Origin of the sequence: Thioalkalivibrio thiocyanoxidans ARh2, from assembly GCF_000385215.1 — a bacterium.
Lineage (GTDB): Bacteria > Pseudomonadota > Gammaproteobacteria > Ectothiorhodospirales > Ectothiorhodospiraceae > Thioalkalivibrio > Thioalkalivibrio thiocyanoxidans.
Genome location: NZ_ARQK01000060.1, coordinates 60,428 through 72,861 on the forward strand (window position 1 = coordinate 60,428; position 12,434 = coordinate 72,861).

Below are 12,434 nucleotides of genomic sequence, written 5' to 3' on the forward strand. Positions count from 1 at the left end.
CAACCATACCGACCATAAAGGCAAAAGAAAATTGCATTCAGGGCCCGTCATGGGGCGGCTGCAGCGATGTCAGCTCCAGCCAGCTATCGGCAAAGAATTCAAGGCTCTCGACGAAATCCGGGTCGTGTTCCTGGCGGTTGATGGTCAGGTGCAGCATGACCGCCTCCGGGGTCGGCGGATGCCCGGTCGTCAGGGTCCAGGCGAGTGCGTTCGGGCAGCCCGGCAGGCTGAAGCGTACCCCGCCATTGATGCACTCGCGCCGGACACGAAACTCGCCCCACAGGCAGTAGACGATGCCGGCATCCGGCCCGGCATCCTCAACAAGCGTGTCGATAGCGGGGCAAAGCCGGGGCAGGGCCGGCACGGTCAGCTCGGCCTGCAGGGAATCGGTGCCAGCCCGCAGGGGCAGGGTGCGAAAGAATTCCACGGGGCGTCCTCGTTACGGGATGTTCGGCATGAAGACCGGCTGGCCATCGATCTCGCCGGTGCTCAGCGCCTGGTTGTACAGCCGCTCCAGCGCGGACGGTACCAGCATCGTCCGCGTCGGACCCCAGCAGGCCTTGCCGTCGGGGAACATCAGCAGCAGGTGATCGCAGTAGCGTACCGCCAGGTTCACGTCGTGCAGCACCAGGATCGCGGCGCGGTCGTCCCGGGCGATGCCGCGTATATGGTCCAGCACCGCCACCTGATGGTGCAGGTCGAGCTGGCTGGTGGGCTCGTCGAGCAGCAGGAGCCGCGGGTTCTGGGTTAGTACGGTGGCGATGGCCAGGCGCTGGCGCTCGCCGCCGGACAGGGTGTCCACCAGGCGGTGCTCGAGCTCGGCCAGGTCCATCCGGACCAGGGCCGCACGGGCCTGGGCGTAGTCCTCGGCGGTCTCGATGTCCCAGGGCCGCAGGTAGGGGTGGCGGCCGATCAGGGCCGTCTCCAGTACCGTTGCCGGGAAGCCGTCGTGGTGCTTCTGGAACACCAGGCCCAGCTCGCGCGCCAGATGTGCACGCGAGTATTCGGGCAGCGGACGGCCTTGCACATGGATCTCTCCGGCGCGGACCGCGCGCAGCCCGCCCAGGGTGTGCAGCAGGGTGCTCTTGCCCGCGCCGTTCGGGCCGAGGATGCCCCAGCACTGTCCCGGGTTGATGGTCAGGTCCAGAGGCGCGCCGCTGGCGCGTTCCGGTATATCGATAACCAGATCGTGGGTGGCCAGCAGGGTGTCGGGCCCCGGGGCCTCGTGCACGCTCTCGGTGCCGGACGCGCGGGGATCGCCATGACGTTGGGGGTCGGCAGTGTGCGGCGGCATCAGCGGCTCCGGTACAGCAGGAACAGGAATACGGGGACGCCCAGCATCGCGGTGATCACGCCGACGGGCAACTGCTCCGGGGCGATCATCGTCCGGGCGAGGGTGTCGGCCAGTGTCAGCAGGATGCCGCCGCCGAGCGCCGAGGCGGGCAGGATCACGCGCTGGTCGTTGCCGAACACCAGCCGGAGCATGTGCGGCACGATCAGCCCGACAAAGCCGACCGCGCCGACCTGCATTACCGCGGTGGCCGTAATCAGTGCCGCCGCGACATAGATCGTCCACTCCACCGGGCGCACGGCCACGCCCAGTGCGGCCGCCTGCATCGGGCCCCGCGCCAGCACGTTCAGCGTCCGCCCCAGGGGCAGGGCCAGCAGTACGACCAGCACCAGCACGCCCCAGGCGGGGTAGGGGTTGCGGGCGTGGGAGACATCGCCCATCAGCCAGTACAGCATCCCGGGCAGCTCCGCGGTCGGGCTCACGGCGAGCAGGAAGCTGATCACCGCCCCCCAGCCGGCCGCCACGACCACGCCGGTCAGCAGCAACCGTGTTGGGGTCCAGCTGCCGGTGCCGTGTGCGAGGCCGAACACGATCACCGTGGACAGCAAGGCACCCGCGAAGGCGGCGACCGAGACCGAAAACATCGACAGGCCGGCGAGCATGGCCAGCAGGGCACCGACGGAGGCACCCCCGGAGAGTCCCAGCACATAGGGATCGGCCAGCGGATTGCGCAGCAACACCTGCATCAAGGCGCCGGCGACGCCCAGCAGCCCGCCGGCGGCGAACGCGGCCAGGGCGCGTGGCAGGCGCAGGTCCAGTATCAGCGTGTTGTGCAGGCGGCTCCCTTCGCCCTGAATCACCGCGAGCAGGTCGCCGGGGGCAATGGCGACGCTGCCATAGGCCAGCGCGATCAGGATCGTAAGCAGCGACGCCGGGAGCAGGACCCCCGTGGCGAGGAGGAAGGAGCGCGTCACGGCTGGTCAGTCGTCCCGGCGTGAACGGGCCCGTTCCAGCTCTTCGCACATCAGCCGGGTCCCCTCGGCAATCCGCGGGGTGTGACGCTGGAGCAGCGACGGCGGGATGAAGAACAGGTTGTCGCGCTGCACCGCGGTCATGTCCTCCCATTGTTCCCAGGCAATCACCCAGTCCGGCCGGTCTTCGCCCATGCCGCCGCCGATGATCACCTCCGGATCGGCCTCGATCACGGCCTCGCGGTCCATGCGCGGCACCAGGCGGTCCAGGTGGCCGAACACGTTCTTGCCCCCGCACAGGCGGATGGCCTCGCCGATCAGGTGATCGTCGTTGACCGTCATCAGGGGCTGTTCCCACACCTGGTAGAACAGCGGGACCGCGTCACGGTCGGCATAGTCGCGCCGCAGCGTCTCGATCTCGTCGAGAAAGGCCTGTATCGCCGCTTCGCCGCGTTCGTCGGTACCGGCGAGCTGGGCCATGCGACGCATGCTGGAGGCGACGCCCTCGAAGCTGCGCGGTTCTGAGACATAGACGTTCAGCCCCAGGTCGCGCAGGCGCTCGACCTGCGAGCTGGAATTGCCACTGCGCCAGGCGACCACCAGGTCCGGGTCCATTTCGACCACGCGTTCCAGGTCGACGCGGCTGTAGCCACCAACCCGCGGGATCTCCTCCGCCTCCGGCGGGAAGTCGCTGTGCTGTGTGACACCCACCAGCTTGTCTCCGGCACCGACGGCGAACAGGACTTCCGTGATGTGCGGGGCCAGGCTGACGATGCGTTCAGCGGGCCGGTCGAGCGTGACCTCGCGATCGTCATCGTCGGTCACTGTGATCGTTTCGGCCAGTGCCGGCGCCGCGGACAGGAGCATCGCGACAAGAACTATCAGCTGGCTTTTAGAGACCATTAAAAGCATTGAGTATCCGATGGTTGTCGATTGTTCGTAATGTAAAAAGTACGGTGATTCCGGTTCGGGACGCGGCCAGCGAAAGCGTCTCATCATAGCAGCAAGGGCAAGATGGTTTGGTGCCCAAATTGGTCGGGGGCGCCCTGAGCGCGTATCATGCTCCGCTTTCGTCAGGTGCCTGCAGTTGGCAGGTGAAACGGGAAGCCGGTGCAAGTCCGGTGCTGCCCCCGCAACGGTAAGCGAGCGGTAAATCGCTCGGCAGACTGGCCACTGGGTCCTGTGCCCGGGAAGGCGTCCGCCGATCGGCATTGTCCGACGCTCGCGAGCCCGGAGACCGGCCTGGCGGTGATTCATCCTGCGACCGTGCGGCGGGCAACGGTCGAGGGCGCAGGCGTGCTTGCTTGATGCCTGTTCCTTCGTGTCTTCGCCGTGCCGTCGCCTCGACGGAAGCTCATGACGGCCCCAGACCCCAACCAGTCAGAAGAGAATCCCAACGCGTTCGCCTCGGCGGAGCGCGCGGCGGTCTATCGCGTGATCGGCGAGCGCCGGGACATGCGGCATTTCCGCCCGGACCCGGTGGACGCCGATACCCTGCGGCGCCTGCTGGAGGCCGCGCACCAGGCGCCCAGCGTGGGCTACATGCAGCCCTGGCGCTTTCTGCGGGTAACAGACGCGCGGTTGCGCGAATCGCTGCATGGCCATGTAGCGGCGGAACAGGCGCGCACGGCCGAGGCCTGCGGCGAGCGCGCGGCCGAGGTGCACCGGCTGAAGCTCGAAGGCATCCGCGATGCCGGGGAGTTGCTGGTAGTCGCGCTGACCGACGGGCGCGAGCGCTACGTGCTGGGCCGGCGCACGATCCCGGAGATGGACCTGTGCTCGGCGGCCTGTGCGATCCAGAACCTGTGGCTCGCGGCCCGGGCCGAGGGCCTGGGCATGGGCTGGGTCTCCCTGTTCGACCCGGACTGGCTGGCCGGGGAGCTGGGGATGCCGGAAGGGGCCTGGCCGATCGCGATCCTGTGCCTGGGTCATGTGGATGCGTTCTACGAGCGGCCGATGCTGGAAACCGAGGGCTGGGACCAGCGGCGGCCGCTGGACGAACTGGTGTTCGAGAATCGCTGGGAACAACGGGATTCGAGTGCGGATGCGCCGCGCGCGGCTCGACGCCGCGCATGACCACCTTTGCACTGCTGGTCGCCGCGCTGGTGCTGGATCGGCTGCTGGGGGATCCGCGGCGCGGCCATCCACTGGCCGGCTTCGGGACGCTGGCAGCCGGCGTGGAGCGGTTCGCCCATGCGGACTCGGTCTGGCGTGGCGGCTTCTGGGTGCTGGCGCTGGTCGTGCCCTTCGGGCTCGCGGCCTGGTGGCTGAGCCGTCTGCCGGCTGGCTGGCTGGTGGAACTGGCCGTGCTGTGGCTGGCGCTCGGCGGGCGCGGGCTGGAGGAGCACGCCCGTCGGGTGGCCGATGCCCTGCGGGCCGGGGACTTGCCCGGCGCCCGACAGGCGGTCGGCATGCTGGTCAGCCGTGATACCTCCGAGCTGGACGCGTCGGGTGTTCGTGCGGCCACGGCGGAGTCGGTGCTGGAGAACGGCAACGACGCAGTGTTCGCGACGGTATTCTGGTTCCTGGTGGCCGGCGCGGCGGGTGTCGTGGTCTACCGGCTGGTGAACACGCTGGATGCGATGTGGGGCTACCGCACGCCGCGCCATGCGCGCTTCGGGCGGGTCGCGGCGCGGCTGGACGATATCCTGAACTGGGTCCCGGCGCGCCTGACCAGCCTGGCCTATGCGCTGGCCGGTCAGACACGCACGGCGCTGCGCTGCTGGCGCGACCAGGGCAGACGCTGGAAGAGCCCGAACGCGGGGCCGGTGATGGCCGCCGGGGCCGGGGCGCTGGGGGTGACACTGGGCGGCCCGGCACGCTATGCCGGGGGTATCGAGGAACGGCCGGTTCTCGGTGCCGGGGCCGCCCCCGGCCCGGGCACCATCGACGCCGCGCTGCGGCTGGTGGATCGCGCGCTGGCGATCTGGCTAGTGGCCATCGCAACAGGAGTACTGATTCTTGTATTCGTCTAACGCCACAACCGAATCCGCGAGCGGGCCGCTGGAGCAGGTCCACGGGGGCGGTGTGCGTGCGGCGGCGGCGCATTACGGCATCCCCGCGCCGCAGTGGCTGGACCTGTCCACGGGGATCAACCCGCAGGGTTATCCCGTCGGGCCGGTGCCCGCCGGGGCCTGGCAGCGCCTGCCGGAGGACGAGGACGGGCTGGAGGCCGCGGCCCGGGCGTACTACGGCGCCGAATCGCTGCTGCCGGTCGCCGGTTCCCAGGCGGCGATCCAGGCGCTGCCACGGCTGCGCGGGAAGCGTGCGCGTGTCGGGGTGCTGGAGCCGAGCTACAACGAGCACGCCCGTGCCTGGCGGGCCGCCGGACACGAAGTGGTCGAGCTGACCGAAGACGAGCTCGCCGGGGCAGCGGCCACGCTGGACGTACTGGTGCTCGTCAATCCGAACAACCCCACCGCCGTGTATCTCGACCCCGAGACGTTGCTCGACTGGCACCGCATGCTGGCCGCACGCGGCGGCTGGCTGGTGGTCGACGAGGCCTTCATGGACACCACGCCCGAGCAGAGCCTGGCCGGCTATACGCCGCGCGAGGGGCTGTTCGTGCTGCGTTCGCTGGGCAAGTTCTTCGGTCTGGCCGGGGCGCGGGTCGGCTTCGTGCTGGCCCCGGATGGGTGGCTGCGGCGTATCGCCGAGCTGCTGGGGCCGTGGAGCGTGCCGGGCCCCGCGCGGTGGGTGGCGCAGCAGGCACTGGAAGACCGGGCGTGGCAGACCCAGACGCGCAGGCGACTGCAGGAGGCCGGGCGCCGGCTCGAGACACTGCTGCGGGACGCCGGCTTGCCGCCGGCGGGCGGGACGCCGCTGTTCCAGTGGTGCCGGACCGAACGTGCGCAGGTGATCCAGGATGCGCTGGCGCGTCAGGGCATCCTCGTGCGTCGTTTCGACCGCCCGGCCAGCCTGCGCTTCGGCCTGCCAGGGAGCGAGGCCGAGTGGCAGCGGCTGGAAACGGGGCTGCAGCAGGCATGACCGGCACAACGCTCATGGTGCAGGGCACCACATCGGATGCCGGCAAGAGCGTGCTGGTGGCTGGGCTGGCCCGGGTGCTGCATCGCCGTGGGCTGTCGGTGGTGCCGTTCAAGCCGCAGAACATGGCGCTGAATAGCGCGGTCACCCTGGACGGCGGCGAGATCGGGCGCGCCCAGGCCCTGCAGGCCGCCGCCTGCGGCCTGGAGCCGCACACCGACATGAACCCCGTGCTGCTCAAGCCCAGCTCCGATCAGGGGGCGCAGGTGATCATCCACGGCCGCCCGGCGGCCGAGCTGGATGCCCGTGCCTACCACGACTACAAGCCCGTCGCTCGCGAGGCCGTGCTGGCCTCGCATCGACGGCTGACCGCGCAGTACGCGCATGTACTGGTGGAAGGCGCGGGCTCGCCGGCGGAGATCAACCTGCGCGCAGGCGACATCGCCAACATGGGGTTTGCCGAGGCGGTGGACTGTCCGGTGATCCTGGTCGCGGATATCGACCGCGGCGGCGTGTTTGCGCATCTGGTGGGCACGCTGGCGCTGCTGAGCGAGACCGAACGCGCGCGGGTGCAGGGCTTCGTGATCAACCGCTTTCGTGGCGATGTGGCGCTCCTGCAGCCGGGGCTGGACTGGCTGGAGGAGGAGACCGGCAAGCCGGTGCTGGGCGTGATCCCGTATCTCCACGGGCTGTACCTGGATGCCGAGGACGCGCTGCCGCGCGAGGCGGTGCCGGAGAAGCGTGCGGATGCCCTGAAGGTCGTCGTGCCGGCCCTGCCGCGCATCTCCAACCATACCGATTTCGATCCGCTGCGCCTGCACCCGGGTGTGGATCTTCGCTTCGCCGGCCCGGGCGAGTCGCTGCAGCCGGCGGACCTGGTCATCCTGCCGGGGTCCAAGGCCGTGCGCGACGACCTCGCCTGGTTGCGCGAGCAGGGCTGGGAAGGCGAGCTGCAGCGGCATGTGCGTTATGGCGGCAAGGTGCTCGGGATCTGTGGTGGCTTCCAGATGCTGGGTCGGGCCGTGCACGATCCTGACGGTGTCGAGGGGCGGGCCGGCTCCACGCCGGGGCTCGGCTGGCTGGACATCGAGACGCGCCTCGCACCCGAAAAGCACCTGGAGCGGGTTCACGGGGCTCGTATGCTGGGGCAGGAGGCCCGGGTGGAGGGCTACGAGATCCATGCGGGTGTGACGACCGGCCCCGGACTGGAGCGGCCGCTGCTGGAGCTACAGCATGGCCCGGACGGTGCGCGCAGCGAGGACGACGCGGTCGCGGGGACCTATGTTCACGGGGTGTTCGACTCACGTGCCGCGGCCGAGCTGCTGCTGCGCTGGGCCGGGATGAGCACGGGGACGGAGCACGGCGAAGACCTGACGACCGCGCGCGAGCGCGGCCTGGAACGTCTGGCCGATACTCTGGAGGCGCATCTGGACCTGGAGCGCATCCTCGCGCTGCTGCGGGCAGGGAACACGGAGCCTGTGACATGAAGACGCTGGTACTGGGCGGCGTGCGTTCCGGCAAGAGTCGGCTGGCGGAGCAGCTGGCTGATGCCAGCGGCCTGGACGTGACCTACATCGCCACCGCGCGTGCCGACGACGCCGAGATGGCGCGGCGCATCGAGCGCCACCGCGCGGACCGTCCCGGGGACTGGGGCCTGATCGAGGCCGATACCGGCCTGGCCGCCGCGCTGGAAGAGGCCGCAAGGCCGAATGAATGCCTGCTGGTCGATTGCCTGACGCTGTGGCTGACCCAGCTCCTGTGCACCGAGGACGAGGCCCTGATCGAACGCGAGCGCGAGGCCCTGATCGCCACCGTGCCGCAGCTGCCGGGCACGCTGGTGTTCGTCTCCAACGAGACCGGTATGGGGATCACCCCGATGGACCCGCTGTCCCGCCGCTTCGCCGACGAGGCGGGCTGGCTGCACCAGCGCCTGGCCCCGGCGATGGACCGCGTCGTCCTGACCGTCGCCGGCCTCCCGCATGTGCTTAAGGGTGACTCTCTGTGACCCGGGCGTGCCTTGCCGCGGCCAGGATGACGGGGATTCGCGGGCAAGCCCGCTCCCACAGGGCTGCCGCACATGCCCTTTTGGGGGAGGATTTGCTTGTGGGAGCGGGCTTGCCCGCGAAGCCTGACCCAATAAGGAGAGCGCGTGACCGAAGACTGTGACTGGCTGCAGGTGCCGCCGGCACCCCTGAGCGCCGAGGCGCGCCAGGCGGCCGCCGAGCGGCAGGCCCAGCTGACCAAGCCGCCGGGCTCGCTCGGGCGGCTGGAGGCAATCGCCGAGCGCCTGGCCGCCATGCAGGGCGTGGGTCAGCCCACGCTGGAGCGCGTCCATGTCGCGGTGTTCGCGGGCGATCACGGTGTGGTGGCCGAGGGCATTTCGCGTTTCCCGCAGGCGGTGACCGCACAGATGGTCGCGAACTTCGCGAGCGGCGGCGCCGCGATCTCGGTGCTGGCGCGGCACCTGGGCGCGTCCATCGAGGTGATCAACCTGGGTACCGTGGCCCAGCCACCGGCCGTCAGCGGTGTGCAGCAGCTGAACCTGGGCCCCGGCACCGCAAACCTGGCCCGCGAACCCGCGATGACGCCGGCGCAGCTGGAACGCGCGCTGAACGCCGGCCGCCAGTGTGCCGAGCGCGCGCGGCGGAGTGGCACACAACTGTTCATCGGCGGCGAGATGGGCATCGGCAACACGACCGCTGCGGCTGCACTCGCCTGCTCAATGCTGGACCTGCCGCCGGTCGATCTGGCCGGGCCGGGCACGGGCCTGGACGCGAATGGCGTACGCCACAAGGCCGAGGTGATCGAGCAGGCGCTGCGCACCCACGCCGCGGTGCGCGGCGAGGCACTTGGCAGCCTGCGCTGTCTGGGGGGGTTCGAGATCGCGGGGCTGGCCGGCGCCTATATCGCCGCGGCGCAGATCGGGCTGCCGGTGCTGGTGGATGGTTTCATCAGCACCTCGGCGGCGCTGGTGGCCGAGCGGCTGTGCCCGGGCACGGCGGACTGGTTCTTCTATGCCCACAGCTCGGCGGAGCCGGGGCACCAGCGACTGCTGGAGGCACTGGCGGCCGAGCCGCTGCTGGATCTCGGCATGCGCCTGGGCGAGGGCAGCGGGGCGGCCACGGCCGTGCCTCTGCTGCGCCTGGCCTGCGAGCTGCATGCCGGCATGGCGACCTTCGCCGAGGCCGGCGTCTCGGGCGATACCCCATGACCGCTGCAGCCCGGATCGGCCTGTTGCGCCACGGCGAGACGATCGGCACCGGCTTTCGCGGGCGCGGCTGCGATGATCCGCTGACCCCGGAAGGCGAGCGGACGATGCATGCGGCCTTCGAGTCCTCCGGCGAGTGGGATCGTGTCGTGTGCTCGCCGCTGCAGCGCTGCCGGCTCCCGGCTGAAGGCTTTGCCCGCGCGGCCGGGCTCCCCGTGCAGTGCGATCCACGCCTTCAAGAGCTACATTTTGGGGACTGGGAGGGGCAAACGGCCGAGGCCCTGATGCAGACGGACGCCGAGGCGCTGGGCCGGTTCTGGGAAGACCCGTTCGGCTGCCCGCCACCCAACGGCGAAGACCTCGGAAGCTTCCGCGACCGGGTGCTGGCCGGATGGGAACAGAGCGTAGTGGCGCCGGGCGGTCGTGTCCTCGTTGTTACCCACGGCGGCGTCATCCGCCTGCTGCGCGCCCACCTGGAGGGCTGGCCGTTGGAGAAACTATTGTCGATCGAAGTCCCGTTGGCCTCGCTTCACGTGGTCGAACCGGGCCAGCGTGAAGGGGTCCCCTCGTGATCGCTCAGGAGACCTGTAGGAGGCCAGCCCCCTGGCCGATTGGAAATATGCCAAAGCCCCATCGGCCAGGGGGCTGGCCTCCTACACGTGGGAATGGCGGAAGGGGGCGTATGAAACTGATATTGGTACCCTTCTGGGCGATTGGGAGTATGCCAACGCCCCATCGGCCAGAGGGCTGGCCTCCTACAGCAAGAATGGACGGAGGGGTGCAATGAACTCGGTATTAGCCCCCTTCTGGCTGGCACTGCAGTTCTTGACGCGGCTGCCGACGCCGGCACAGGAGCCGCGGCCCGAGGATCTCGGCCGTTCGGTACTGGCCTATCCGCTGGTGGGGCTGATCCTGGGTCTGGTTCTGGTGCTGGTGGGGATCGGGCTTGCCGCGATCCCCGGGGCGCCGGTGTTGCTGGTCGTGGCGCTGGTGCTGACATTCTGGGTCGCGCTGACCGGCGCGCTGCACCTGGACGGGCTGGCGGACACGGTGGATGCCTGGGTCGGCGGGCAACGCCATCCGGAGCGGGCCCAGGCCATCATGAAGGACCCGGCCTGCGGGCCGATGGCGGTCGCGGCACTGGTCCTGATCCTGTTGCTGAAAGGTACGGCGCTGGTGGCGGTGGTCGAGACCGGTGCCTGGGTCGCGCTGCTGCTCGCGGTGCTGCTGGGGCGCGTGGTGCCGCCGGTACTGTTTCTGACCACCCCCTACGTGAACCCCGTCGGATTGGGCGCGGACATGGCCAAGCACCTTCCACGCAGCGCCGCCATCGGCGTCGTCGGCGGCTCGGCCGCGGTGGTGCTGGTGCTGGGCCTGCTCTCCGGCCTTTGGGGGGTGATACCGGCCCTGGTCGCCGCCGGGCTGACGCTGTGGGTTGCAACGCGCGTACTGAGACACTGGCTGGGCGGTTTCACCGGCGATACGGCCGGGGCCACGCTGGAGCTGGTGGAGACCCTGACCCTCGTGATTCTGGTGCTGACCCTTAGCCACTAATGTGGCGAGGGTCCTCCCATCGCCTTGTCCAGCAGCGCCAGCCCTTCCTGTTCCCGGCCTTGTCCGCGCAGGGCCCGAGCCCGGAAACGGGTTTCCGCGTCGTGTTCGGCAATCATCAGTGTGGCCATCTCGTCCACAAGGCGGTTCACGCTAGTGCCGCGTTCGCGTGCCAGCGCCTTCAGTCGCTCGTACTTTTCGTCAGGCAAACGTACGGTTAAAGCTGTCATTTGTGGATTACCTCCAGCAGTTCGGCGGGTTCGAGGATACGAATCTCCGGAAACTGCAGCTCCATCTGGACAAAATCGCGTTGGTTGCGCGTCACAATCATGTGGCAACCGGCTGCTACCGCGAGTTCAATCAGGTGGTTGTCGCCTTCGTCACGGAGGTTAGGTCGCCATCCAAAGTAGATTCGTGACCATAGGCACCGGGCCGCGAAAATATCCAGCAGGCTCCCTTCAAAAAGCTCCGAACGACCCAACACATCCTCGTATTCCCGGAACAAGGCGGTGCCCATAACGGGCGTCACGTGCCCTTCGATACATGCACGTATGGTTTGGTTCGCAGGGCCGATGCCCATGCAGGCGCCGACGAAGACGTTGGTATCGAACACCACCTTCATGAGCATATGGTAGCAAAACTGACACCATCAGGCAGGTGCCCGTTTGTCACGGAACGGTCATGTTTTTGCCACATACTCCAGGCATGACCCTGAGTGTTCGATTGAAGCCAATGCGCTTGACACTGCGCACTCTCATGAACCCGCGGTGCGCCGTGCGCGATGCGCAGGCGATCGAGCCACCGCCCTGGTGGCAGACCTTTCTGCGCCTGGCGTTCCCGGTGCTGGTGGTCAGCGTGATCGTCAGCCAGTGGCTGTACCAGATCATCCCGACCGGGCTGCCACCGGAGGCGATGCCGGGCGCATGGGGCTTCGGCGTCTACAGCGTGCTGGCGATGAGCATCGGCGTGCTGGGCCTGGCCTGGTCGGCGCACTATCTGACCGAACTGTTCCAGGGCTACTCCCATCCGGACCGGGCGATGCTGGCGGTGACCATCGGGCTGCTGCCCGCCTGGGTGGGCAAGGTCGCCGCCGCCTTTCCCTGGCCCTGGGGCAACACCATCGGGCTTTTGCTGATCCTCTACAGCCTGTGGCTGCTGTACTGGTCGCTGCGCGGCGTCCTCGGACTGCGCCGCGGCAACCGCATTGGCCTGTTCGTGGCTACCGTCTTCTGCGGCGCCTTCATCGCCCTCATCTTCGGCTGGCTGCTGATGGACCTGATCCCCGGTGCCACGCCCGAGACCCGCATCGGCACCACCTGGCTGATCTGAGATCCCTCGTTCGCCGGATAACACTTGTAGGAGCCCAGCCCTCTGGGCGATGGGGTGTTGGCCAGCCCTGTGCTGGTCTAATTTTCGTGGACACCTCAAT

Annotated in this window: 15 protein-coding genes and 1 riboswitch; of the genes, 9 read left to right on the forward strand and 6 right to left on the reverse strand. The window is 69.0% G+C overall.

The window, feature by feature from the left end; all coding sequences use genetic code 11:
• Positions 1–37: 37 nt before the first annotated feature.
• Genes G372_RS0112015 through G372_RS0112030 form a run of 4 tightly spaced genes read right to left on the reverse strand, consistent with a single transcriptional unit; the run spans position 38 to position 3,165 of the window.
• Positions 38–427, reverse strand: coding sequence for a hypothetical protein (locus G372_RS0112015; protein WP_019624372.1), 390 nt, complete (start codon positions 425–427; stop codon positions 38–40).
• A 12-nt stretch (positions 428–439) separates the two neighbouring features.
• Positions 440–1,294: an ABC transporter ATP-binding protein gene (locus G372_RS0112020; protein WP_019624371.1), complete on the reverse strand. Its 855-nt coding sequence runs from the start codon at positions 1,292–1,294 to the stop codon at positions 440–442.
• Positions 1,294–2,265, reverse strand: coding sequence for a FecCD family ABC transporter permease (locus G372_RS0112025; protein WP_019624370.1), 972 nt, complete (start codon positions 2,263–2,265; stop codon positions 1,294–1,296). The genes G372_RS0112020 and G372_RS0112025 overlap by 1 nt, the downstream gene beginning before the upstream one ends.
• Before the next feature lie 6 nt (positions 2,266–2,271).
• Positions 2,272–3,165, reverse strand: a complete 894-nt coding sequence (locus G372_RS0112030; RefSeq protein WP_425274054.1) for a cobalamin-binding protein — start codon at positions 3,163–3,165, stop codon at positions 2,272–2,274.
• Positions 3,166–3,320: 155 nt separating this feature from the next.
• A riboswitch (cobalamin riboswitch) is annotated at positions 3,321–3,522 on the forward strand.
• Positions 3,523–3,618: 96 nt separating this feature from the next.
• On the opposite strand from G372_RS0112030, the gene bluB reads away from it, so the two are divergent.
• The 8 genes from bluB (at position 3,619) to cobS (ending at position 11,008) form a co-directional block, all read left to right on the forward strand.
• Positions 3,619–4,338: a 5,6-dimethylbenzimidazole synthase gene (gene bluB, locus G372_RS0112035; RefSeq protein WP_019624368.1), complete on the forward strand. Its 720-nt coding sequence runs from the start codon at positions 3,619–3,621 to the stop codon at positions 4,336–4,338.
• Positions 4,335–5,237 (forward strand): adenosylcobinamide-phosphate synthase CbiB, encoded by a 903-nt coding sequence (gene cbiB / locus G372_RS0112040; protein WP_019624367.1) that lies wholly within the window; start codon positions 4,335–4,337, stop codon positions 5,235–5,237. Before bluB ends, cbiB begins: the two co-directional genes overlap by 4 nt.
• Before the next feature lie 52 nt (positions 5,238–5,289).
• Positions 5,290–6,249 carry a threonine-phosphate decarboxylase CobD gene (cobD, locus tag G372_RS0112045; protein WP_019624366.1) on the forward strand — a complete coding sequence of 320 codons (960 nt, stop codon included), beginning with the start codon at positions 5,290–5,292 and terminating at the stop codon, positions 6,247–6,249.
• Positions 6,246–7,733 carry a cobyric acid synthase gene (locus G372_RS0112050; RefSeq protein ID WP_019624365.1) on the forward strand — a complete coding sequence of 496 codons (1,488 nt, stop codon included), beginning with the start codon at positions 6,246–6,248 and terminating at the stop codon, positions 7,731–7,733. Before cobD ends, G372_RS0112050 begins: the two co-directional genes overlap by 4 nt.
• Positions 7,730–8,251 carry a bifunctional adenosylcobinamide kinase/adenosylcobinamide-phosphate guanylyltransferase gene (gene cobU, locus G372_RS0112055; RefSeq protein ID WP_019624364.1) on the forward strand — a complete coding sequence of 174 codons (522 nt, stop codon included), beginning with the start codon at positions 7,730–7,732 and terminating at the stop codon, positions 8,249–8,251. The genes G372_RS0112050 and cobU overlap by 4 nt, the downstream gene beginning before the upstream one ends.
• 144 nt (positions 8,252–8,395) lie before the next feature.
• Positions 8,396–9,457, forward strand: a complete 1,062-nt coding sequence (cobT, locus tag G372_RS0112060) for a nicotinate-nucleotide--dimethylbenzimidazole phosphoribosyltransferase (protein ID WP_019624363.1) — start codon at positions 8,396–8,398, stop codon at positions 9,455–9,457.
• Positions 9,454–10,026, forward strand: coding sequence for a histidine phosphatase family protein (locus G372_RS0112065; protein ID WP_019624362.1), 573 nt, complete (start codon positions 9,454–9,456; stop codon positions 10,024–10,026). Before cobT ends, G372_RS0112065 begins: the two co-directional genes overlap by 4 nt.
• Positions 10,027–10,237: 211 nt before the next feature.
• Positions 10,238–11,008 carry an adenosylcobinamide-GDP ribazoletransferase gene (gene cobS / locus G372_RS0112070; RefSeq protein WP_019624361.1) on the forward strand — a complete coding sequence of 257 codons (771 nt, stop codon included), beginning with the start codon at positions 10,238–10,240 and terminating at the stop codon, positions 11,006–11,008.
• Here cobS and G372_RS0112075 read toward each other — a convergent pair.
• Positions 11,005–11,214 carry a hypothetical protein gene (locus G372_RS0112075; RefSeq protein WP_018864461.1) on the reverse strand — a complete coding sequence of 70 codons (210 nt, stop codon included), beginning with the start codon at positions 11,212–11,214 and terminating at the stop codon, positions 11,005–11,007. The two genes, cobS and G372_RS0112075, sit on opposite strands and share 4 nt — an antisense overlap.
• Before the next feature lie 17 nt (positions 11,215–11,231).
• On the reverse strand, positions 11,232–11,627 hold the full coding sequence (locus G372_RS0112080; RefSeq protein WP_026340395.1) for a PIN domain-containing protein: 396 nt from the start codon (positions 11,625–11,627) through the stop codon (positions 11,232–11,234).
• Between the two features lie 83 nt (positions 11,628–11,710).
• On the opposite strand from G372_RS0112080, the gene G372_RS0112085 reads away from it, so the two are divergent.
• Complete coding sequence (locus G372_RS0112085; protein WP_026340394.1) at positions 11,711–12,334, forward strand: YIP1 family protein; 624 nt, start codon at positions 11,711–11,713, stop codon at positions 12,332–12,334.
• Positions 12,335–12,434 lie beyond the last annotated feature (100 nt).